Here is a 21,950-nt window from a genome sequence, read left to right on the forward strand (position 1 = left end):
GCTAAAAAGGCCATTAATATTGATGGAAAAAATAATGATGATGAAATGGAAGAGCGGCTAACCAAAATAGAGAATTTGATAAACAATAATGCTACAAGTGAGTCAGAAGCTGATAAAAGTATATCTGCCTAAAAATCTTTTATATTGTTCATATCAATAAAAGGGTCTCCCCTCGAGGGAGACCCTTTTATCTTTACCACAATACCCTATATAGGAGCTTGTCCTCCGGCCATTCGAATAGCGCCCGCGACATGCTCAGCCGGCTGGAGACGATGGTGCTGAGCGGCGCGGAGCTTCCGGTTCAGGTCGTCAGGCAGCAGATCGGGTCGGCGATTGACATCATCATTCACTTGGCCCGCTTTCGGGACCGGACGAGAAGAGTTGTGGAGATTTGCGAGGTCACCGGAATGTCAGAGGGTGAAGTGCAGTTGAATCCCCTGTTCGAGTTCCGTGAACTCGGGGAGTACAAAGGCCGGATCAAAGGCACGCTCGCCCCCTGCGGAAATCCCTTGAAGAACACCGCGAAGCTTGAGATGGCGGGAGTCCGGGATAACCCGCTGAATCGTTTCAAAGCAACAGGGGTGAGAATCGGATGAGCGGATTGTTGAAGAACAGAGCCTCTGCAAGAGGTGTGCCATCTTCGTCCCGGTTAAGGGAAGGCGCTGCTGGCAGCATGTCGTCTACCCAAGCCCAAGGGCTGACAGACTATACCGTATACGTTTCCAGCCGGAGAGAGCAAGGGCTCGCGGTTCTCACAGGCAGTCTGCTCCTGTTCGGCGTCGGTTATTTGTTCTATCACCACTTGGCTCTTGCGCTGCTGGTTTCGGCCGGGGGGCTGCGGGCTCCGCGGATCTGGCGGGATTACCGGCTCAAGCGGAGGCGTTCCGCGCTGAATCTCCAGTTCAAGCAGACGCTGTTCTCGCTTTCGTCCTCGCTGTCGGCGGGGAGATCGGTAGAGAATGCTTTCCGGGAGGCCATACAGGACTTGCGCATGCTTGACCCGGAAGGGGGAAGCGACATGATTGCCGAGCTGGAGATCATTTGCGCAAGGCTTGAATACGGACAGCCCATCGAAGAGGCGCTTCATGACTTCAGCCGCAGGGCGGACATGGAGGATATAAGGCGTTTCGCCGACGTCTTCTCCGTGTCCAAGCGGACGGGCGGGGATCTGGTGGAGATTGTACGGCGCACCTCGGGCATTATCGGTGAGAAGCTGGATATCCAGCAGGAGATCGCCGTCAGCATATCCCAGAAACGGTTTGAAGCCAAAGCGCTGCTGGCGTCTCCGCTCATTATGCTGCTCTTCATGAACATGAGCGCTGCGGATTATTTGCAGCCGATGTACACCGGCGCAGGCATGATCATCTCGACAATTGCGCTGGCCGGACTCGGTCTGTGCTTTCTCTGGATCGGCAAGATCATGAATATTCCGCTGTAAAGGAGTGATCATTCTGAGATGGACCTGCGGAGTTGCGGCGGTCTTATGGCTAGCGGCCTGGCTGATGCTCCGATTGGCAAGCGGCAGCCGCTATGCGGCGCTTCGAAGGCTGCCGGCCGAAGGCATGAAGCTGCAGCAGGTTTCGGAGCCGTTCCTCTTGCTTCTGGAACGGCTGAACGTCGCCGCGAGGTTTCCGGCTTTTGTCTTTCGGCTCCAGCGTTCGATTCAGCGCCTGTACGGACAGCGGCACAGCCCGGAGCTAACGCTTCTGTTCATGGCCGAAATGCTGGCCTATGCATGGCTCCTCTCGCTTGGCGGCTGCGCTTTGGCGGCACTCAGTGGGGAAACGGGACTTCTTGTGCTTGGGTTGACGCTTGCGGCTGGGCTGCCTGCTGCTCTTGCGGCTGATCTTCACAAGAAGGTCAAAGTGCGCGAGCAGCTCATGATGATGGAGCTTCCGGAGCTGCTGAACGGTATTGTGCTGCTGGTTGGTGCGGGCGAGACGGTGCAGCGGGCCATTCTTCGCTGCCTGGACACCCGGAGTAATGATGCGAATCCGCTGTATCGGGAGCTTGCGGTGATGACGGCGGAATGGAACGGAGGCTACTCGTTCCAGCAGGCGTTCGAGAATTTCAGCAAGCGCTGCGCGGTGCCGGAGGTCTCGCTCTTCGCGACGACTGTGCTGCTGAATATGCGCAGGGGTGGAGGTGAATTCGCACTGGCGCTGAGGGATCTGTCCCGGCTGCTGTGGGAGAAGCGCAAGGCGGTCAGCCGGACGAGAGGCGAGCAGGCGTCCTCGAAGCTTGTGTTTCCGATGGTTGTAATTTTTCTGATTGTTATTGTTCTGGTGGGAACGCCGGCTTTTATGATGATGAATATGTAGGAGGATGAATCTATGCAGACGTTTGTGGAGAAGGGCAAGAGCTTCTGGCGGGATGAAGAAGGTCTGGGAACGCTTGAAATGATTATGATCATCGCCGTGCTGATTGCCGTCGTGCTGCTGTTCAAAGATAAAATCCAGGAAGTTGTGGAGAACTTGATCGAGATCGCCGGCGAGAAGAGCCGGAAGGTCTTCGATTAATCGCCGCTATGCGGTGCAGACTGCGAAGCGACGAGGGAAGCTTCACGCTCGAGGCGTCCATGGTGCTGCCGATTATTCTGTGCATCACGATGCTGCTGCTGTTCTTTTGCCTGTATGCCTATCAGAAATCTATGCTTCTGCAGGTAGCGGCCAATGCTTCGGAGCAGGCGGCTTTTAATTGGGATAACAGCCACAAGGCCCGGGATGGAGCTGCTCCCGCCGGAGAATTTGATTCACTCTATTGGCGGATTGGGGATGACCGTCTGCTGAGCAGCCTGTTCGGACTCGGATCGAGCGAGAATGCGGCTGGGATTACCCTCCCCCCGGCAGCAGGAGACGGCAGTCTTCCCGAAGTCAAGCTGGGAAATGCCACTGCCCGGATTCCCGGTGAAATGACCGGCGAGATGAACTACAGCTACAGCATTTCCGGTAGAGCGGTAAGCACCCGGCTGTCGAAAATGCTGCGGCTTCCCGTGATCGACGGGGTGCTATCCGACGGAGCGCAGCCGGAAGCTGATTCCAGATCGCTTATAGTTGAGCCTGTCGAGTTTATCCGTACCGTGGACTTGATGCGTTACTATGACGCCAAGTTTCGCGGAGCCTCCGGCGAGAGCGGCATGAAGCGGGACGACGCATCGGAGATGGTGAAGAAGCTGGGCAAGAAGTAGGGCCGACATTCGGGTAAATAGTCCAGAGCCGGATAAGAAATGAAGACCGACAAAGGCTTGGGATCAGGCTGAAGGGCCAAGATGCAGATTGAGGCAGGGAGTCCGGTCAGGAAAGGAATTGTAACGATGAGAAGAACAGCTTGCCGCTTACGCCGTCTTTTCAAGAGAGGCATTCCTCCGGGACGCGGAAGCGAAGGCTCGGTTTCGGTATTTTTAATCATGGTATTGGCTTTTGTATTTCTGTTCTCCGCCGTGCTGATCGATTATTCACGGATGACGGCTGCCAGTGTTCAAAGCGAGCGGCTGGTCAGGGCAGGGGTCCGATCCTTGATGTCGGCATACGATACGGAGCTGCGCAGCCGATACGGACTGTTCGCCTTTGGATCAAGCAATGGAGATGAACTGTTCTCCCGGACCCTTGCCGGTTCGGTTCAGAAGAGCGGCCGCAGCGACGGCTTCAACCTTGTGGCTTTGGGCTATGATTCTTCGGAGCTGGAATGGGGGAGCACACTGGGAAGTTACGAGGTATTCCGTCATCAGATCAACGAAGAGATGAAGTTTAAAGCGCCTGTCGATTTTGCGCTGGAGCTTGCCGGAAAATTCAAGGGCTTGTCGGGGGCTATGAATGAAGCTTCAAAGACCATGGACCTGTATGCTGGGCTTGAGCCTTTGTATGACCGGCGTGAGGCCGCGCTCGACAAGATGCTGGATCTACGGCGCCAAGCTGCCGAGAGCGCCAGGTCTGCGCTTGAGCTTACAATGTCTCCGGTTTCGGGAGCCATTACCGATGAATCGATCGGACATATCTCCAGCGCGGGTGACATCGTCGCCCAATACGGCGACTACGTCCGAAAGAGCCGGGAGGACAGAGACCGGGAACCGGGTGAATTGCCCAGTCACACCGATGAGATAGCCTCTTATCTTGCTCAGTCCGCCAATATGCTGTCCCGACTGGACTCTGCGCTGGCGGCATGGCGGACCAATCAGGATGAACTCGCCCGGCAGGCGGAGGATGCCTTGAAAGAAGCAGAATCCCTTAATGAAGAGATGCGGGAGAAGATCCGGAAGTCCGTAGAATCTCCAGGCTCAAGCGGCTATTCCTCCGCTGATTCCTGGGATATTCCGGATACGGGGAACGAAGCTGCCACTCCCCGTATCCGGGAGCAAGCAGAGCAGCTGCTGATGGATCAGATCGAATTTGGCGACTTGGAGAGCCGGATACAGGAACAGCAGCAGAGAGCCCATGAAGCTTATTCGCAGGCATCGGGTCTTTCGGGTGGCATCAATCCCGCGCAGATGGGGTTGTCGGACAGCTCCGGAGCCCAAAAAGCCATGGTAACCGGGGCAGCCGGAACCCTGAGTCAATATGTCAGGGATTACGGAAGCGGCGGAACCGTTATTGAAGGGGAGAGAGCGCAAGTCGAGAGACATCGGGGCTCTGATGGAGAGCGAAAAGCCGCAGAGAGGGAAGCGCAGGGCAAGCTCGCAGATGTCAGGGGGATTATCCAGAGTCTCCGTTCGTTGAACTCCGCAGCGGGGGAGGTATCCGAACAGTTTGGTGAACTGAACCGGTATTACGAGGAGAGCCTGGCTTATAATCAGACACTGGATCAAAATACGTCAGGCCGGGATCAGGAAGATGAACCGTTTCAGGAAGGAGCGGCGGCGATGGGTATGATGGATCATCTGTTTGAATCGCTAGGCGATGTCCTTCTTGCTTCAAGGGATAGACTGTTTCAAACGGAGTATGCGGCTCAGTGCTTTCCCGCGTTCGATATCTCGCAGTTAAAAGGTTTGACCTCAGGGTCCGCAGATGAAATCGGACAAAGGGTAGTGGAACAACTGGGTCCGCACAATCAGGAACTTGAGTACATTTTGTACGGCCTGGATAAGCCGGGGCTGAATGTCGCGGCTGCATACAGCGAAATTTTCACGGTGCGATTGGCGGTGCGGACCATGGAGGGATTCGTAGAGAAAGCGGGTCTCGGTAATCCGCTGCTCGTTGTCGCTGCCGCCCTGCTGTATGGCTTGACAGAGGCCATTAAGGACATGGCGCTGCTGTGCACCAATGGGGAAGCACCGTTATCGGCCTACATACAGGCTAATCTGACCTATTGCGATTACTTAAGGCTGTTCATGGTACTGCATGGATCAGGAGACGCCGAGCTGTCCCGTATGCTGGCGCTGATCCGGCTGAATACCGGGATCAATCCCGCCGAGAGAAGCACTGCGGTATCGGCGGAGGTTCGACTGGGCATGCGTCTCTGGTTTCTTCCCGGCATTATGGAGCTGTTGTCTTACTCGGGTGCGGTTCCCGGAGAAATGGAAGACAGATTGTACTATAAAACCGTGAAAGCTCAATTTGCTTACTGACAGGAGGGGGGGAGTCGGTGACTGACAGATGCGAGGGAAGAGGCCTGAAGGAAAATGAAGGAAGCATGGTTGTCGAGGCGGCCATGGTCATGCCTTTTTTTCTCCTGTTTGTACTATTCCTGATCTTTATTGTGCAGATGACGCTGTTCTCTACCGCCCTTCAGGGGACGGTATCCGACACGGTAAAGGAGGTGGCCTCGCATATGTATCCCGCCGCTCTCGCGGTTCAGCATCTGGAGGAATCAAGCGATTCGGGCGCTGCCTCAGGGTCTGGGAACGCCGAATCTGGAGCTGGCAATTCCGCTGGCGCCGCGAGTTCCGGCGAATCCTCCTCGAAGGGTTGGACCATTCCGAGAATTTCGGTGGGAGAATGGGCAGACCGGTACGCCTCGGAGCTGCCCTCCCCGCTGGGCGAGTGGGTGAGGTCGGCGGCAAACAGTGGTGAAGGTCCGCTGCAGGAGCTCCAGGCGGAGGCGTCCGAAGCTGTGCTGGACTCGGCTATCAAGCCGCTGCTGAAGCCGTACCTGTCCTCCGGAATACTGGATTATGACCGGATTCATGTGTCCAATGTAACGATTCCCAAGCTTGACGGGAAGTCGGAGCCATACTTCGGGATAGAGGTCAGCTATGAGCTGCCGATGAAGGTTCCTTTTATCGGGCGCAGCATCGTGCTTGAAGCTTCGGCTGTGGAAAGGGCTTGGATCGGGGAGACAGAAGGCGGCGGAGAAGGCTCAGAGGGTGAAGGGGAAGAGGCCGGCAGCATTTCCATTCTGGAGAAGCCGAACCCCGCGATTCCCTGGCATAAAGGGATGATCCGCATCCAGGTCAAACCGAATGAATCGGTCAATTTGACGATCTATTATCAGAGCGGCAGAAGCACCGCGAAATTCCTGGGCTGGAAGCAGGCTGATGCCGATGGTTATATTACCTGGGAATGGACGGTCGGAGGACGGACGACGCCGGGTTCAACGCCAACCTTTGTCGTTGAAACGGAAGATGGGCGAAGAGCGGAGGGACAATTCTATGTTGCGGCTAACAACTGAAAAACAGCAAAAGAAAGGAGCGGGAAATGGACGATTGGGCTTTTTGGGGCTGTCTGCCCTTTTTGGTGGCGGCTTTCCTGACCGATGTGCTGACCATGAAAATACCAAACTGGATTTCGGGATCTGCCGTGCTCGCCGGTTTCGTGATCCAGGGAGCGGGCGGCGGCTGGAAGGGGGTGATGTTCTCGGCTGTCGGTACAGCGGTAGGCTTTCTGCCACTGCTGCTGATGCATATGGCCGGAGCTGTCGGAGCCGGCGATGTCAAGCTGTTTGCGGGAATCGGAGCGTGGACCGGCGCGGCGTTTACCGTCCAGGTGATCCTCTTCTCTCTCTTGTTCGCGGCGGTGATCGGCTGGTTCCTTGTACTGAAAAGGCGGGAGAGCTTCCAAAGGTTGCGCGGAATATGGCGTCTGCTGCAAGGGTTCCTTTACGTGCCAAGGTGGATGAGCCTGAAGGTCATGGACAGTGATCCGCTTCGCTTTCCTTTTATGCTGGCCGTCATCCCTGCGTCCGTCGCCGTGTTCCTGACCTACTGACCGGAACAATGAGCCGATAATGGAAAGGAGGAGAGCGATCTTGTTTGGATTAACCCGGGATTTCACCCGGCATGAAGGTACGAGAATGGTGCTGGGAGTTCAGGAAGAGATTCCGGCATCCCGCATTCTTCCGGTCCCGAGCCGGATGCTCACAACGCTTGATATTTCTCATCATCTGCGTCTCTTTATCAAAGAGATCGACATGTATGTAACGCTGGAATATCATGTCTCCGGAAAAAAACTGCTGTCGCATCTTCTGAAGGGAACGAGGCTGACGCTGTGCGGGCTATATGGACTACTGCTCCAGATCATGCAGGGAGTCGAAGAGGGACGTCTGCACATGCTGTCACCGGAACGTTATGCACTGCATGAGGATTATATTTTTGTAGAAGGGTCGCTGCCGAGAGGGAAGGTGTTCCTGACCTATGTTCCTCTTCAGATGGAGGAGCCGGGCCGTTCTTTAGGGGATAGCCTTAAGGGGCTAGTTCTTGTGTTGATGCCCCATATCACCGAGCTCAGCGGCGACGGTCTGCAGCGGCTTCTTCATTACTGCGGAGAGGAAGATTTCTCGGTAAACGGCTGTAAGGAGCTGTTGTCCGCATTGTTCATGGAGAGTGAAGAGAAAGGTAAGGGCGGCCAGCATGCGGACTATGCTTCTGCTCTCCAGCTGAAAGCGGAGGGGGCGTCGGTTGAACGTCTCTTTCGGGAGCAAGAACCCGTGAACAGAGTCCGCCTCTCCTCCCGTGATCAAGCTGATGCACAAGGCGCGCCCGAGGCAGCCGTGGCGAACAAGCCGGCTTCAGGCCGAAGCTTGCCTCCGGTGGAGGAATGGCTCAAATCCTGGGGACCTGTAGGGACAGTCGGTAAGGCTGGACGCAATGTGAACGAGGCGACAGAGGAGACGAAAGAAGAGGCGGATGAAGAGAAGGCGGTTGGCGATGCCAATAAAGAGTCTCCGGTGAGAACCTATGTAATGCTGGGAAGCGTTCTGCTGGACGCTCTGCTGTGGAAGTTTCTATACCTTGACCAACCCAGAGGATCGGGGCTGCTGGTCTGCGGTGCCGTGAGCATTCTGCTGATTGCAGTCTGCGGATTAACCTGGCTCGGAAAATGGGCAGCAGTTTGGCCCGGAAGCAAGACACGAACCCGGGGTCACTCGGAAGTGGAAGATGAAGCTGAGGGTTTGCCCGGTTCGCGGGATAGTACAAAAGTGTCCTATTTCGAAAGCATTGGTTTCGGAAACTTCTCCAGCGGCAGAGGACAGTCTCTGCCACAGCCGCAGCCACGGCCGGTTGCAATGAAGGATTCCTTGCGGGTTGAGCGGATGTGGGAGGGCGCCCCTCTTGCGGAAGCAGCGGCCAAGCCGCATTATGGCGAATCGGGTCCAGCCACCATGCTCTTGGCTCAGGATAAGGATGAGGCCAAGCAGAGAGGACAGCCCAAGGCGATGCAGCCTTATCTTGAACGGAGAGAGGAAGGAGGCGAGCGCAGCGAGAAGATCGAGCTGAACCGTACAAGCTTTATCATCGGGCGCTCTCAGGAGGTTGCCCAGTATGTGGAGCTGTCGGAAGGAGCCTCCAGAGTCCATGCCGAGGTGTTTCGCAGCGGAGGAGGCTATGTGCTGAAGGATCTGGACTCACGCAACGGCACCCGGTTTCGGGGAGAGGCGATGGTTCCCTATAAGGAATATCCCTTAGCCGACGGTGATACGTTCACTATTATTAATGGAAGCTATACTTTCAGACAGCATTAGACTGCAAGTCAGAGTTGCGAGTCAGTCCTTTAACTGCTTCAGGGCGCGGTGAAGCTCGGGGAAACCGAAGACAAAGCCGTGCTCCAGCAGTTTGGCGGGAAGCGCGCGCTGCCCGAGCAGCAGGATTTCCGAGAGCTCGCCAAGCGCTGCCTTAAGCGCCCAAGAGGGCAGAGGGAACCAGTGAGGTCGACGGTATACGGAGCCGATTGCAGCACCGAACTGATCGTTCGTTACCGGCTGCGGAGCTACAGCGTTGACCGGGCCTGCCAGTTCCGGGGCAGCAGCGCAGAAGTCGATCAGGGCTACCATATCGGAGAGATGAATCCAGGACATCCACTGCCGTCCGCTGCCAATTCGGCCTCCGAAGCCGAGCGTGTAGGGGAGCTTCATTCTGGGGAATGCTCCGCCTTTGCTGCCTAGCACCAATCCGGTCCGAAGCTTGACGAGCCGAATATCGGGGTAAGCGCGATCCGCGGCTTCCTCCCAGGCTTGTACGACACTGGAAGGGAAATCCATGACGCGCGGAGGCGAGGACTCATCGAAGGTATCTGTCAGTGAAGTGCCGTAGATCGCGACCGCAGAAGCTTGAATGACGGCTTTAGGTTTGACGTTCAGTCGGCCGATCAGCTGCGAGGCGGCGGCTACCGTCTCGATTCTGGAGTTCAGAATCCGTTCTTTGCCGCTTCTGCTCCAGCGCTGGCTGAGCGATGCTCCGGCGAGATTGACCAGTACAGCGGAGCCCTCTGCAGTTCCTGGATCTGCATGAAGTTCCTCCCAGGTACGGTACTGAAGCCGGGAGTGAGACATAGCATCGGCAGGAACCCGGCGGCCGACAATGATTACTTCATGTCCGGCCTGCAGCCAATAAGCGGTCAGTGCGGTGCCGATAAAGCCGGTTCCGCCGCATATAATTGCCTTCATTGCTTCGAGCCTCCTTGCCTGTGTATGGGATAACCCGCTTAATAAAGTATAGCGTATCACTCTGCGGTTTGCGAAGATACGGACCGTTCTGCAGCATTGCCTGGATTTATTGTCCCAATCACGATAAAATAAAGCATAATTTCGAAGAAGCGAGGGAAAACAGGCATGCTAAAAATCGGTTCCCATGTGTCTTGTGCAGACAAAGGGCTGCTCACTGCCGCCAATGAAGCCAATGAATACGGATCGAGCTCCTTCATGATATATACCGGCGCTCCGCAAAATACGCGCCGCAAGCCGATCGAAGAACTCTACATCGAGGAAGGCCATGCAGTGATGAGGGAGAACGGTGTGGAAGAGATCGTTGTCCATGCTCCCTACATTATTAACCTGGCTTCCTATAAGAATCATACGTACCAGCTTGCCGTTGATTTTCTCCAGCAGGAGATTCACCGGACGCATGCTCTCGGCGTCAAGCATATTGTGCTTCATCCAGGCGCATATACCGACAAGGACCCGGAATACGGGATTCAGCGGATCGCCGACGGTCTGAATGAGGTGCTGGACGGTACACATGAGACCGAGGTGCATATCGCGCTTGAAACGATGGCCGGCAAGGGTACGGAGATGGGGCGCAGCTTTGAAGAGATTGCGGCGATTATGGACAAGGTCACGCATAACGAGCGTCTCTCCATCTGCCTTGATACCTGCCACATCCATGATGCAGGCTATGATATCGTGAACGATCTGGACGGTGTGCTGGAGCAGTTCGATCAGATCGTCGGACTTAAGCGGATCGGCGTCGTGCATATCAATGACAGCAAGAATCCGCGCGGCAGCCACAAAGACCGCCATACCCCGATTGGTTCGGGGTGGATCGGATTCGATACCATCAACCGCGTGGTGCATCACGAAAGATTGGCGGGCCTTCCCTTCATTCTGGAGACACCGTGGATCGGCAAAGACGCCAAGACTCAGCGGCCGATGTACGAAGCTGAAATCGCGCTGCTGAGAGGCAATGTGCAGGAGCGCTTCGGCAGCGAGTTTTTGAACCAGGTCGAAGAGCTGCATGCGTTTTTTGCCAAGCAGGACGTGGATTCCCGCTCGTTTGTGCTGAATGTCTGGGAACTGCTCAAGAGCGATGCCAAGGCCCGCAAGGCGGACCCGCGGGAACCGCTTGAACGCTTGTATGATCAAATAATGGGGGCGGGATTGTTCTCAGGCTTAAGCGAGGAAGCAGTGAACCAGCGGCTGATCGCCTGGCTTGCGGGCAAGCAGGTGCTGGTAGGCGCCTAAACATAAGACCGGACAGACGACGAGAGGAAGGAACGAAATTCATGGAATTGCATGTCAAAAGAGAACAATCTGCTTCGGGGGAGCTGCATCCCAGTCGTGCGCGGATGCTGATCTCCTGTCCGGACGGACCAGGGATCGTTGCGGCGGTATCGCGTTTTCTGCATGAGCATGGAGCGAACATCGTGCAGTCAGACCAGTATACAATGGACCCATCCGGCGGAATGTTCTTTATGCGAATCGAATTTGATCTGCCCGAGCTGGAGTCCCGGATGGAGGCCCTTAAAGCGGAGTTCGGCGAAATTGCGGAGAGCTTCGAAATGGACTGGCAGGTATTTCATGTAAGCCACAAGAAAAGACTGGCGATCTTCGTATCCAAAGAGGATCATTGCCTTGTGGAACTGCTCTGGCAGTGGCAGGCGGGCGATCTGGACGCCGACATTGCGCTTGTGGTAAGCAATCACCCCGATATGCGGGAGTATGTCGAGTCGTTCGGTATTCCTTATCATCATATCCCCGTTACGGTGGATACGAAGGCGGAAGCGGAGCGCCGGCAGCTTGAGGTCGTTGGCGATGATATCGACGTCATCATTCTGGCCCGGTATATGCAGATTATTTCACCGTCGTTCATTACACATTACCGGAACCGGATCATCAACATCCACCATTCCTTCCTCCCGGCTTTTATTGGCGGCAATCCGTATGCGCAGGCGTACAAGCGCGGTGTTAAAATCATCGGCGCGACGGCCCACTATGTAACGGAAGAGCTGGACGGCGGACCGATCATTGAGCAGGACGTGCAGCGGGTCAGCCATCGGCATGATGTCAGCGAGCTGAAGCGGATCGGGCGGACCATTGAACGCGTCGTGCTGGCGCGCGCAGTGAAATGGCATATCGAGGACCGAATCCTCGTCCATGAGAACAAGACGGTTGTCTTTAACTGACATTTTCATATCGGCTTTTCGGTAAAAAAGCATTTTACCCACACTTTGGCGCTCTATGCCAAAGTGTGTTTTTGTATGTCCATCAGACAGGAATTTAAAGGAGGCGAACTGCTTGTCGGCCCCGCGCAGTCATTTGATAAAGCGAAATTATGTATTGGCTTCACTTATTCTGGTCATCGGATTCGGGGGATTGCTGGGCTATGATCTCTATTTCAAGCCCTATATTCTGTCGGAATCAGTAGTTAAGGTCAGGGTGAACGGAGGAGGTGTGCTTCCCAAAAATCACGAGCTTACACCCGCCGAACTCTATCTCGATTCGGTTCAGACGAAGGATGTTCCCGCAGGAGCTGTAACCAGCCTTAAACAGGTGGAACGGAAAATAACCAACGTCAGCCTGACGGACGGAAGCATTTTGACGGGAGAACTGGTCGATTTAAGCGATTTGGAGCCGCGAAGCGATGAGGGCATTTTCCCGGTTCCGAAGGATGTGATCTACGCTGTCAATGGTTCCTTGCGGAGCCGGGACAAGGTGGATATATATGTCGTTCAGGGGAGCGACAACCGGAGGGACAACCAGCTTCTCCACACTGGAGCCCAGGAGAACTCTGAAGCGGCGTTGCCGCCCGGGGAAGCGGTGCTGACCGGGATTACCGTCAATTATGTCCGGACGGAGGACAACAACGATGTCCGCGACACCGAGCAGGGCAATGACAACAACCGGGTGACCTCAACCGGCAAGGTGGCGGCTCCCGAGCTCAAGCTGAAGAAGAGCGAAGGCGAAATGCTGAAGGGATACCTGGAGCGCGGCTTCAAGCTCTGGATTGTTCGGGTGGAATAGAAAGGACTGGAGGTGCTATAGACGATGAAAATATTCAGTGTAGGATTGGACCAGCTTACCGTGAACGAAATCCGCCAATCGGGCTACCAGGTGGTCATGCAGAATGTTTTTCCCGATTCGGCTCAAGGCGCAGACAATATGCTGATCATAACAAACAGCGAGGTGGGGGGACTGCAACTGCGGGAGTTTCGGGGCCAGTATCCCGGGTGGACGATTCTGTACGTCTATACCGAGCGGGGAGCCCGAGGTGCGAGAAGCGTGCACATGACCTGTCAGGAACTCGGTATTCATTTCCTTCCTCCCCGTTCGAACGGCTCGGCCGTTGTTGAGAAAATCCGACTCGTTCTGATGGAGGATCAGGATGACCGGAGCAATGTGATTGCCGTGCTCGGTTCCGGTCCGGGCGTCGGCTGTACCAGTGTGGCGGGGATGCTGGCAGGCCGAATGGCTGCGGCGGGCCGGCGGGTTCTGCTGCTGGGCATGAATGTCTATGATCCAGGTTATGACAGAAAACCGGCTATCAGCCTGGATCGTATCCGTTCCAAGCTGAGCGGCAGCCGGCTGAGTGCTGAGGATTTCGGACAGTGGATTGTTCAGGATGGCTATACGTATTTGCCGGGCAACTGCGATTACCTGGGCGCTCAGGATTACCGGGAGAGTGAGATGGAGTATCTTCTGGCCCGCGCATCGGAGCATGCCGACATTGTCATCGCGGACTTGGGGGCGATTCCGGAGAGCGCCGCCTGGTACACCGGGATGCGCAAGTCGGCGCTGCATCTTCTCGTCGCTCATCCCCGACATGAATCCCGGGTGGAGGCATTGCTTGAGCTGGCGGGACATATGGACCTTGAGCCGGAAGACTTCAAATTTGTGGTGAACCGCTCCGGCCAAGGTGAAGCTGTTTCTCCCAAGAGTTTGGCGCTCCGGTTCGGAGCCGAGCTGCTCCTGGAGCTCCCGCAATACGCTCAGGTATCTTCCGGCCGGCTACCCCTTGGCAAAAAAGAGCTTGCCCAAGCCGATGAGAAGGTCCGGGTCATGCTGTCTTCCTTCGGCTTTGCTCCCGAGGTGCGAAAGAAAGGGATTTATCGATGACTCTGCACGAAGCGAATCCATCCCTTTGCAGCACTCAAAGAGATGATGAATGTAGAGAGGCTGTCTTTTCCCTGAAGATGAGCATTCTTCGGAGCAGAAAGCCCGGCAAGGAGGACTTCCCCTCGTTTCTTAACCGGATGAAGCAGGAGATGAACGCGGGCCTGGAACGCGAGGATGAGGCTTATTTTGAGCTTAATGCCAAGGCGCTGACCGGCGATCCGCAAGCAGTCGGCTTTTTCATGAACGAGATTGAGAAGTATCTGCGCACCCATCCCTTCACCGGCAGTGTGCCGGAAGCCTATGATACCGCCGCCGAAGCGCTGTTTCATGAATGGAAAGGCTTTGGCCCGGCCTACCGGTGGTTTACGGACAGGGCTTACAGCGAGTCGACGGGACTGCAGATTATAGGCCGGCAGATTTTTTACAACGTGAAGGGTAAATTCGTGCCGTATCCTTATGAGATGCCATCGCTCGATCGGGTGGAGCAGCTGAAGCGTTCACTTTTGAAGAGCGATCCGAACAAGAAGCTGAATAAGGACAACCCTTCCGTTGAATTAAAAATGGATGATCCGCTCTGGCCCGGCCGCTTCATTCGTCTGGCTATCTGGGTGGCGCCGCGGGTGTGGGAGGGCTTCACCACCATCTCCGTCCGCCGTCAGGTTGTGGAATACCTGAACCTGGACGATCAGGCGGGAACGGGTTGCATTCCGTCCGAAGCTGTACCTATGATTCGTTCGCTGGCGATGACGTTCCGAAATACCATTATCGCCGGCTCGGTCGGCTCCGGCAAAACCACCTTCGCCAACACGCTTGTCGGCGAGCAGCTGCTTGGCTCAGATTCCTGCATGGGTGTAGTGATGATCGAGAAGCACCCGGAATCGACGCTGCCTCACCAGATCAAGGGGCATCGGATAATTCCAATCCAGGCCGCCAATGAGGAATTGATGGAGGTCGGCATCGAATCGCTCCGCCATGACCCTAATCTGCTGTACATGACCGAAATGCGGTTCAACGAATGGGAGTTTTATCTGTGGAGCGGGGAGAAGGGGTATGACGGCATCACCGGCACATTCCACACTGTCGATTCGGAGGACATTCCTTATCAAGGTGCTTTTGCCGTATCCACCCGGATTGGCGGCAGTCTGAAGGGACATCTGGTGTCCGCGCTGAAAGCCTGCGAGCTTGTGTTTATTTTGGAGAGTGTGGGAGAGGGGAGGAAGCGGCTGTCCCGTATTTCCGAGGTCTTTTTCGATGAATCACATAATTCGGTATTTGCGAATGATTTGATGCGGTGGAGCGGTGAAGCCGGGGGATGGACCTATAACGCTGAACTTACCGAAGGACTTGTGGCCAAAATGCGGCGAAAAAATCCGGATGCGGAGGCCGTGCTGCGGAACGAGCTGCGGAAGCTGGCAGCAGGAATGCCGATGAGCAGCCCGATCCGGGAAAGCCTGAAATCGAAAATCGTGCTGAACGAGTAGGAGGAACGGAAATGGAAGGACTAATGGGCCTCTTGCGGTTCGCACTGCATCTTCTGGCAGCTCTTGGGATTTGGATGCTGGTGAGGCAGCTTGCCGGACAGGGAATCCGGGAGGCAGTGAACAGCTTCCACTATCGGCTGAGTCTCAAAAAATCCGCTTCGCGTAATCGTTATGGACGAAACGGAAGGCAATGGCGGCTTCCTTTTTACAATCATCTGGATCGTCTTCTCTACATGGCGAAGCGGAATTATGAACCGGGAACCGCGGTATACGGATTTCTTATTCAATCTGCAGTGTTGACGTTAGCTGTCTTTATATGTGGCTCTCTTACTTTTCATGAGCTGCCGGGCCATTTTGTTTTTCATAACCCTTTTATGGAAGGCATGACCTTTGATGAGAACGGGCCGGAGGGGGAGTGGTGGAAGATGCCTCTTTTTTTTGCTGCTTTGGCCGGATCGGTGCCTTATCTGCGTCTACGGTATGTCTCTGCCCACAACAAGGTAAGTGGAAGCTATCATTTGCTGGATGTCGTTAAAATCGCCGCCAAATACACGCATCTGCCGGTCGACGCGCTTCTGAGCAATACCGCCGACGCCCTGGAGATCGACAATGTGCTGGCATCGCCGCTGAGAGTGCTTTCCTCCGCTTTTGCGGGCTACAGTACGGAGATGGAGCTGCTGGATGAAACCCGGCGATTCTCGGCGGCGATCGGAACGACGTTTGCCGTTGAGTTCGTATCGGATCTGCTCTATTCGGAGAAAGAAGGAGGCTTCTATCTGAAAAATTCGCTGTTGACGCTGACCCGCTCCATGGAACGGCAGCGCGAGGCCATTTTGGCCGTAAAGGCGAACAGCCGGGATGCCATCAGCCTTGGGCTTTATGGAAATCTGATTGTTCTGTTTTTCTCGCTGGGAACCTTTATTTATATGCTGAAGCCTGCGGTGTACTTTCACCTTCAGTTTGAGACGAAGCCGGGGCTGACTTTTATGATGGTGATTCTGGCGGGGCTGTTCCTTTCGTTCGTGATTGGCAGCGCGTTGTCCAGACCGAAGCTTGATTATCATTGAGGATGGGATGAGGGGATAGCAGATGGACCGATTTTTTATGCTTGCGGCCGTAATCGGCATAATTTATTTGGCGGTTCTGATCTTCGTGAGCTCGACGGAGCAGCAGGAACGGTACATGCTCCGCCTTCGTCACAGATGGGAGGGGCTTGGAGAACGTTTGAATCAGGGGAAGCTGGCTCAGCTGCTCTATGACAGCGGCTTGATGATTTCTGCAAGAAAAGTAACGCTGCTTCGCTATTCGGCGGCGCTTCTGTATGTGCTCGCGCAAACGCTAGGGAGCTATATCCGGGGTGTTCCTTTTAGTTGGTGGGATTTACTGATTGGCGTACTGATTCTTATCCTGACCAGCCCTGCCCGGTTTTTGCCGTTAGGCTGGGTGCTCGCATGGCTCCATCAGCGTTCCGTTATCCGGAAAGACGGCGAACTGATCTCCTTCCTGCGGCTTTATGAGAATAACCGGCTGCGCAAGAGAGGGTACTCGCAGTTCGGGATATTTTGCGCGGAGGCTGCCGGCCACTTCGTTCACATCCGCCATGATCTGTACGAATTATCCGAGCGAGCGGTGGACGAAGGGCCGGAACGGGCGATTGAATGGTTCTGCAAAAGGTTTCCGGAAGGGCATCCGTTTATCGGGGATATCCGCTCGATTCTGCTGGCGACGGAAGGGATGGATGACGATCTGGAGGCGGCGTCTTATTTGAAGGAACAGGGAAACATTATCGCCCAGATTTCCAGCGACCAATACCTTCGGAAGTGGTCCATCATTGGTGATGTTGCTACCGTTATTAACGTGATCCCGTCGATTGCCACCTTTTTGATGATCGTCACGCTGGCCATGCAGTACATCATGCTCATAAAGGGGAATTTCAATGAAGTTCGCCTGTTTCAATGAAATGCAATTTTGTCATATTCAATCAGGCTTTAAAAAAATAAAATGAAAAGGGAGTTTTTAACAATGAAAAAAGATGCTATTTCTGCCGGTTTGTTTATTGCCATCGGATTTCTGTGTGTCGCCATCGTTATCGCCGTGCTGATTCCACTTGTACGGGACGTCATCGACGACGCGGACGACAACCGTCCCGCCGTGCCAGCCGCCAGTCTGTACATGCCAATTCCTCATACAGATATACTGTCGAACCCGGTCACAACGGGGGAGGCGTAAGCGCCATGAAGAATGATTCGATTTCCGTCGCCATGTTTCTTGCTATCGGTTTTGTGATTGCCGGCATTTTCATTTCCTTTGCCACAGGCATGATCGGGAGCGGTCAGGATGATGTTATCGCCCATACGAAGCAGGTTGAGAGCTATTGATTAGCTGCAAACGGGCCGGGAGACGAGAGAGTTTTCTGCTAACAGAGGGAAAGGGGTAGAATCTGCAGGCGATGAAGGACACGGTTCTGCGGGCATTATTCATGTGGCTGGTGCTGTTTATTGTGCTGCAGCCGATGATGACGTATATCGACTATTTGCTGGATCTTCAGATTAAGGCCAATACTTCGTACCTTGCGCAGAAAGCCGCAACTGAAGGAATGATAACCGCGAGCATGCGAAGCGAAGTGATGAATAACCTTAAGGCTTTGGGCTTCACGGAATCGTCGATCGGGATTTCAAGCAGTACGGAAGCGGTCCAGGACCGAAGCTCCAGACTTGACGTTTATATTAGAGCGCCGCGGATTTCCTTGTTTCCTTACAATTTTTCCGGAAATGCGCAATCGTCCTATTACTATGGGCACAGCTCGATTATGAGCGAGTATCTGGATTAAGGGGAGCCCTATGGACTATATAATCAAGCTGGCGTTTGTGCTGCTGATCTTTATGTATAGCTGGTTTTTTCAGGTACAAAATCAGGAGTGGGACATTGACCGGGAGCTGCTCAAAAGCGCCAACAACATGGCGGTCCATGATGCCGCGCAGCAGTTGGATGAGGCCGCATTGGCTGATGGACGGCTCGTGATCGATCTGCACGAAGCGGAAGCTTCGTTCAGGGAGGCGCTTAAGGCGAATTTGGGGCTGGATGACAGTCTCACTCCCCTTGCGGGCAGCCGGTTAAGTTCCAAAGTGGAGATTGTGGATTTCGAGGTGATTGATGATGCCTCCGGCAGATCGTTCCCGTTTTTGTACGAAGACAGCCGCTTTGGGATCACGAAGTATCTCCAGGGACCGTCGGTGATTGCCGTAATTAAAACCAGGCACCCCGTGCTGCTCGCCCGCGCCAAGCTTCAGGATGATATCCAGGTACCGGCGGTTCAGGAGTACAAGCCTGATAAATGAAGAATCACAGGGTTCATTCTAATTATGAAAGGCAGCGGCGGCGAAGCAACTATCGCTCTTGGTATGAACACCTCAAGCCGCCCGCCTGCGCTTTCAGTGCATCGGCAAGCATCCCCGCATAGAAAGACTGCGGGAGTTTTGCCGATACATATGCGCAAATGTACATAAATCATATTAAGGGAGAGGTTGAATATGAAAAAAATGATGTTAAAAGCAAGCGTGGCGTTTCTGCTGCTCACACAGGTAGTGGCGGGGGGAATTCCGGCAGTGGCCGCAGAGCGGCCTGCTTCTAAGGTTGCTGCGGCAGCAACAGCGGCGCCGGTGATGACGGATAATTTGGCGAAGTATGGGTTGAAGAAAAATGTGAGCTTTCCGGTTACTGTTGCGGCGGGCGGGCTAAGCTACACGCTTCACAAGATCATGATCTACGATATTGATTCTGCCGAAGCCAAGGCGATCCGAAACAAGTATGGATACTCCAAGAACAGCGATTACTTCCGGAATCCGAAATACTTTGTCTGGACGAAGATTACGATTGCGAATAACAGCAAGAAGGTTGTACAGCAAAATGCAAACGATGTGTCCAGTAAATGGTTTCTAAACGTGAGAGACTCCGGCGCTCTTGGCCTAGCAATGCCCTTTTTTCTGGCAGACAAAAAAAATAATACTTCTGCCCTGTGGGATTTCAAATTAAATCCAGGAGAAAAGTTATCGACTTATCAAGGATTTGTTTATGAAGGTAAGTTCAATTACCTGGCTATCCGGATATTTTTTAATGGAGCTTTTTCAGAAAAGTTCATTGTAGATCGGCCAAAAGAAGGAACCGCTAGATGAAAAAGAGATTCTTGATAGTATTCCTTTGCTTGCTCTGCATCGTGCCGAACTTCTCCAGTTCGGCATATGCAGCAGACACTCTCTCAAAGTCAGTTTCCTTACCAAATCAACAATTGACTGGATCGGCTAACGCTCAGAAGACATTTTTATTAGACTTGCCTTCGGGAGTGAGCGCTGCTTCAGTAAAAAGTGGAACTTTAAAATATAACGGCTCTAATTCGATTGTAGGTCTGAGTTTAGAAAATGGAAAAATTAAGCTCACGCTGAGAGGAAATGAGCAAATTAAAACTATTCAAAATGTTGAAGGTTATCGTGGTTCATATGGAGTTGATTATGAGACGAATCCTGGTAATTCTATATGGCGATACTCAGATGGTGTTCGCTGGCAGATCAACAAATTCAATATTGACAGAAACACTAATGACTACACAATTATTAGAGGATCAGGGGCATCATTACCGTATGATTTGCACCAGACACCAGGGGTAGTAACTCGTTCAGATGTTTCAATGGACTATATTAAATGGTACAACGGATGTGCATATGAGGTCATAGACAATACTAACATTATCCAAAGCACGATCCGGATAAACAACTTTTATCCTCCATCAGATGCAACCGTAAATGTGAGAAATAGTCAATTTATTATTTCGTACACAGCTCCAGGTAGTCATATGTATCGTTCTGAAGCTGTTCCTGAATCCGTAGCTGTAGGGCCGTGGGTTGTAGGAAGAAGGTATATTCTTCCCTTCACCTACCACTACTACGCCGACGCCAAAGTAACTACCTACAATTACAGCGGTAATGTCAGCTTCGATACTGCCCTTCCGGACGATGTGACCTTGGTCGGTACGGTTTCTGTGCTTAAACCCAATCCCAACCCGGCGAAGTTCGAGAACTCGAATGTACCGGTTCAATTATCCCTTCGGGGTGAGCTTATGCAGTATACAAATTCTTCTAACATCGAGGAATGGGTGTTTTATGCGAAGGAGCATGGCAAAGATAGCAGTCTTCAGATTCAAAAAGATTATTCAAAAACATTGAACAGCAGTAAGACCTTTAGCTTCAGTATTCCGGCTACTGATGTCACAACAGACCCTTATCATCGCCTATATGATTTGACAGTGGTTGTCCGTTTCAGCAGGGCAGTCATTACCAAGTCCGGCAGCGTCTCTTCTTTGGAGCAAAAGCTTTCAGCAACGGTGGAGTTGTACAAGGATCATTCTACTGTTACGTTTCCACCTCCGACTACTGATACGCCATCTACGCCTACAGGAAGACCCCCGGTTGCCAGGCTCATTGTTCCTCCAGTCGTGAAAGCCGGGGAGGAGTGGACCGCAAGCGGTGGAGCTTCTTACGATCCGGATGGCACGATTATAACCTACTTATTCGACGCCCCTGGGGCTAATCCGGCGGGCACGTCTGACCCAACCAAATCTATGACGAAATACTGGTATCTTTCAAGCAAGCTCGGTGATCAAACGGTAGGGCTGACGGTTGTAGATAATGACTTTATGACTGCGCAAGATGGGGGATTTGTAAAAGTTATTGAGCCGCTTCCGGAAGCAGCGCTAGAGGTCAGGGGAACCAAAAAACAAAATCGTAAGGTCACGCTGGCCAATACGAGCACAAGTCCGACTCATTACCCTCTGGATGGTTCAAAGACCCGGATCACCATTTCGGCCGTCTCCGGAGGAACAAATGCAGATATCAAGTATTCCGGAGCCTTGATTGGGGTTGGATTGAAGGATGTGCTTTTCAAGAAGCCAGGCATTTATAAAGCGACGATTTATGTAGAGAATGTCCTGGGATACAGCGACACCAATGAAGTCACCTTTGAGATTGTTCCTGACGAAGCACCCACAGTTTATTTTTTCATGCCAAGCACGGTTTATCGTGATCCGGCAGACGGGAATAAAGCCAAAATTGCTTTGGACGATATGTCGTTCTCTCCCGACAATGATTTCATCGATCAGCGGCTTTGGGAATACCGGTATGACTCCGATAATGACGGCAGCTTTGAGGATGAATCCTGGGTGAGCTTCAGCAATGAGAACGCCGATCGGTTGGATTTGACGGTAAATGAAATCGGCCGATATGAGATCCGGCATACCGTCTATGAAAAATTCGGGCAGCCAACCATAGATGATTTTATTACATCGGCAGATCGAAGGTTTACTGATTCATCGAGTATGTCAGCTAATGAGAGAATTGTAACGGTAAAAAACCGGGCGCCTGAAGGCGACTGGGCTTGGTAGAGAAAGGACGGGTAAGATGAAAGCTTCGATAACTATAAAAAGAACGATATCCGCCTTACTTG

The 21,950-nt window shown here is 53.4% G+C and carries 22 protein-coding genes and 1 pseudogene; 22 read left to right on the top strand and 1 reads right to left on the bottom strand.

Features of this window, described 5'->3' with window-relative positions:
* Positions 1-215: 215 nt before the first annotated feature.
* The 9 genes and pseudogenes from KIH86_RS12585 to KIH86_RS12625 all read left to right on the top strand — a co-directional run.
* Positions 216-596, top strand: a pseudogene (locus tag KIH86_RS12585) (CpaF family protein); the annotation flags it as partial.
* A 77-nt stretch (positions 597-673) separates the two neighbouring features.
* On the top strand, positions 674-1,438 hold the full coding sequence (locus KIH86_RS12590; protein ID WP_223086078.1) for a type II secretion system F family protein: 765 nt from the start codon (positions 674-676) through the stop codon (positions 1,436-1,438).
* A gap of 10 nt (positions 1,439-1,448) precedes the next feature.
* Positions 1,449-2,321 carry a type II secretion system F family protein gene (locus KIH86_RS12595; RefSeq protein WP_407672275.1) on the top strand — a complete coding sequence of 291 codons (873 nt, stop codon included), beginning with the start codon at positions 1,449-1,451 and terminating at the stop codon, positions 2,319-2,321.
* A gap of 12 nt (positions 2,322-2,333) precedes the next feature.
* Positions 2,334-2,519: a Flp1 family type IVb pilin gene (locus KIH86_RS12600; protein ID WP_223085697.1), complete on the top strand. Its 186-nt coding sequence runs from the start codon at positions 2,334-2,336 to the stop codon at positions 2,517-2,519.
* An 8-nt stretch (positions 2,520-2,527) separates the two neighbouring features.
* Positions 2,528-3,187, top strand: coding sequence for a TadE/TadG family type IV pilus assembly protein (locus tag KIH86_RS12605; RefSeq protein ID WP_223085696.1), 660 nt, complete (start codon positions 2,528-2,530; stop codon positions 3,185-3,187).
* A gap of 126 nt (positions 3,188-3,313) precedes the next feature.
* A complete protein-coding gene (locus KIH86_RS12610) occupies positions 3,314-5,560 on the top strand; it encodes a coiled-coil domain-containing protein (protein ID WP_223085695.1) in 2,247 nt (748 codons plus the stop codon).
* Positions 5,561-5,577: 17 nt separating this feature from the next.
* Positions 5,578-6,603 carry a pilus assembly protein gene (locus tag KIH86_RS12615; protein ID WP_235775395.1) on the top strand — a complete coding sequence of 342 codons (1,026 nt, stop codon included), beginning with the start codon at positions 5,578-5,580 and terminating at the stop codon, positions 6,601-6,603.
* Positions 6,604-6,629: 26 nt separating this feature from the next.
* Entirely contained in the window at positions 6,630-7,139 is a 510-nt protein-coding gene (locus KIH86_RS12620; RefSeq protein ID WP_223085694.1) for an A24 family peptidase, read from the top strand.
* 40 nt (positions 7,140-7,179) lie between these two features.
* Positions 7,180-8,892, top strand: coding sequence for a DUF6382 domain-containing protein (locus tag KIH86_RS12625; RefSeq protein ID WP_223085693.1), 1,713 nt, complete (start codon positions 7,180-7,182; stop codon positions 8,890-8,892).
* 21 nt (positions 8,893-8,913) lie between these two features.
* On the opposite strand, the gene KIH86_RS12630 is transcribed toward KIH86_RS12625, so the two are convergent.
* Complete coding sequence (locus KIH86_RS12630; RefSeq protein WP_223085692.1) at positions 8,914-9,813, bottom strand: TIGR01777 family oxidoreductase; 900 nt, start codon at positions 9,811-9,813, stop codon at positions 8,914-8,916.
* Positions 9,814-9,978: 165 nt separating this feature from the next.
* Between KIH86_RS12630 and KIH86_RS12635 the strand changes: the two genes are divergently transcribed.
* From KIH86_RS12635 to KIH86_RS12695, 13 genes are all read left to right on the top strand, one after another.
* Positions 9,979-11,106 carry a deoxyribonuclease IV gene (locus tag KIH86_RS12635; protein WP_223085691.1) on the top strand — a complete coding sequence of 376 codons (1,128 nt, stop codon included), beginning with the start codon at positions 9,979-9,981 and terminating at the stop codon, positions 11,104-11,106.
* 41 nt (positions 11,107-11,147) lie between these two features.
* Positions 11,148-12,047: a formyltetrahydrofolate deformylase gene (gene purU / locus KIH86_RS12640; RefSeq protein ID WP_223085690.1), complete on the top strand. Its 900-nt coding sequence runs from the start codon at positions 11,148-11,150 to the stop codon at positions 12,045-12,047.
* 154 nt (positions 12,048-12,201) lie between these two features.
* Complete coding sequence (locus KIH86_RS12645; protein ID WP_223110495.1) at positions 12,202-12,885, top strand: CpaB family protein; 684 nt, start codon at positions 12,202-12,204, stop codon at positions 12,883-12,885.
* 24 nt (positions 12,886-12,909) lie between these two features.
* Positions 12,910-13,977 (top strand): P-loop NTPase family protein, encoded by a 1,068-nt coding sequence (locus KIH86_RS12650; RefSeq protein WP_223085688.1) that lies wholly within the window; start codon positions 12,910-12,912, stop codon positions 13,975-13,977.
* Positions 13,978-14,054: 77 nt separating this feature from the next.
* Positions 14,055-15,458: an ATPase, T2SS/T4P/T4SS family gene (locus KIH86_RS12655; protein WP_223085687.1), complete on the top strand. Its 1,404-nt coding sequence runs from the start codon at positions 14,055-14,057 to the stop codon at positions 15,456-15,458.
* 11 nt (positions 15,459-15,469) lie between these two features.
* A complete protein-coding gene (locus tag KIH86_RS12660) occupies positions 15,470-16,525 on the top strand; it encodes a hypothetical protein (RefSeq protein WP_223085686.1) in 1,056 nt (351 codons plus the stop codon).
* 22 nt (positions 16,526-16,547) lie between these two features.
* The gene (locus tag KIH86_RS12665) at positions 16,548-17,417 is read left to right on the top strand and encodes a hypothetical protein (RefSeq protein ID WP_223085685.1); all 870 of its coding nucleotides are present in this window, start codon (positions 16,548-16,550) and stop codon (positions 17,415-17,417) included.
* A gap of 63 nt (positions 17,418-17,480) precedes the next feature.
* Positions 17,481-17,687: a hypothetical protein gene (locus KIH86_RS12670; protein WP_223085684.1), complete on the top strand. Its 207-nt coding sequence runs from the start codon at positions 17,481-17,483 to the stop codon at positions 17,685-17,687.
* A gap of 5 nt (positions 17,688-17,692) precedes the next feature.
* The gene (locus tag KIH86_RS12675) at positions 17,693-17,836 is read left to right on the top strand and encodes a hypothetical protein (protein ID WP_223085683.1); all 144 of its coding nucleotides are present in this window, start codon (positions 17,693-17,695) and stop codon (positions 17,834-17,836) included.
* 71 nt (positions 17,837-17,907) lie between these two features.
* Positions 17,908-18,288 (top strand): hypothetical protein, encoded by a 381-nt coding sequence (locus KIH86_RS12680; protein WP_223085682.1) that lies wholly within the window; start codon positions 17,908-17,910, stop codon positions 18,286-18,288.
* A gap of 10 nt (positions 18,289-18,298) precedes the next feature.
* Positions 18,299-18,796, top strand: coding sequence for a hypothetical protein (locus KIH86_RS12685; protein WP_223085681.1), 498 nt, complete (start codon positions 18,299-18,301; stop codon positions 18,794-18,796).
* Positions 18,797-18,988: 192 nt separating this feature from the next.
* On the top strand, positions 18,989-19,630 hold the full coding sequence (locus KIH86_RS12690; RefSeq protein ID WP_223085680.1) for a hypothetical protein: 642 nt from the start codon (positions 18,989-18,991) through the stop codon (positions 19,628-19,630).
* A complete protein-coding gene (locus KIH86_RS12695; RefSeq protein WP_223085679.1) occupies positions 19,627-21,888 on the top strand; it encodes a hypothetical protein in 2,262 nt (753 codons plus the stop codon). The genes KIH86_RS12690 and KIH86_RS12695 overlap by 4 nt, the downstream gene beginning before the upstream one ends.
* Positions 21,889-21,950: the final 62 nt, after the last annotated feature.

This window comes from Paenibacillus sinensis (assembly GCF_019904155.1).
Lineage (GTDB): Bacteria > Bacillota > Bacilli > Paenibacillales > Paenibacillaceae > Paenibacillus_AQ > Paenibacillus_AQ sinensis.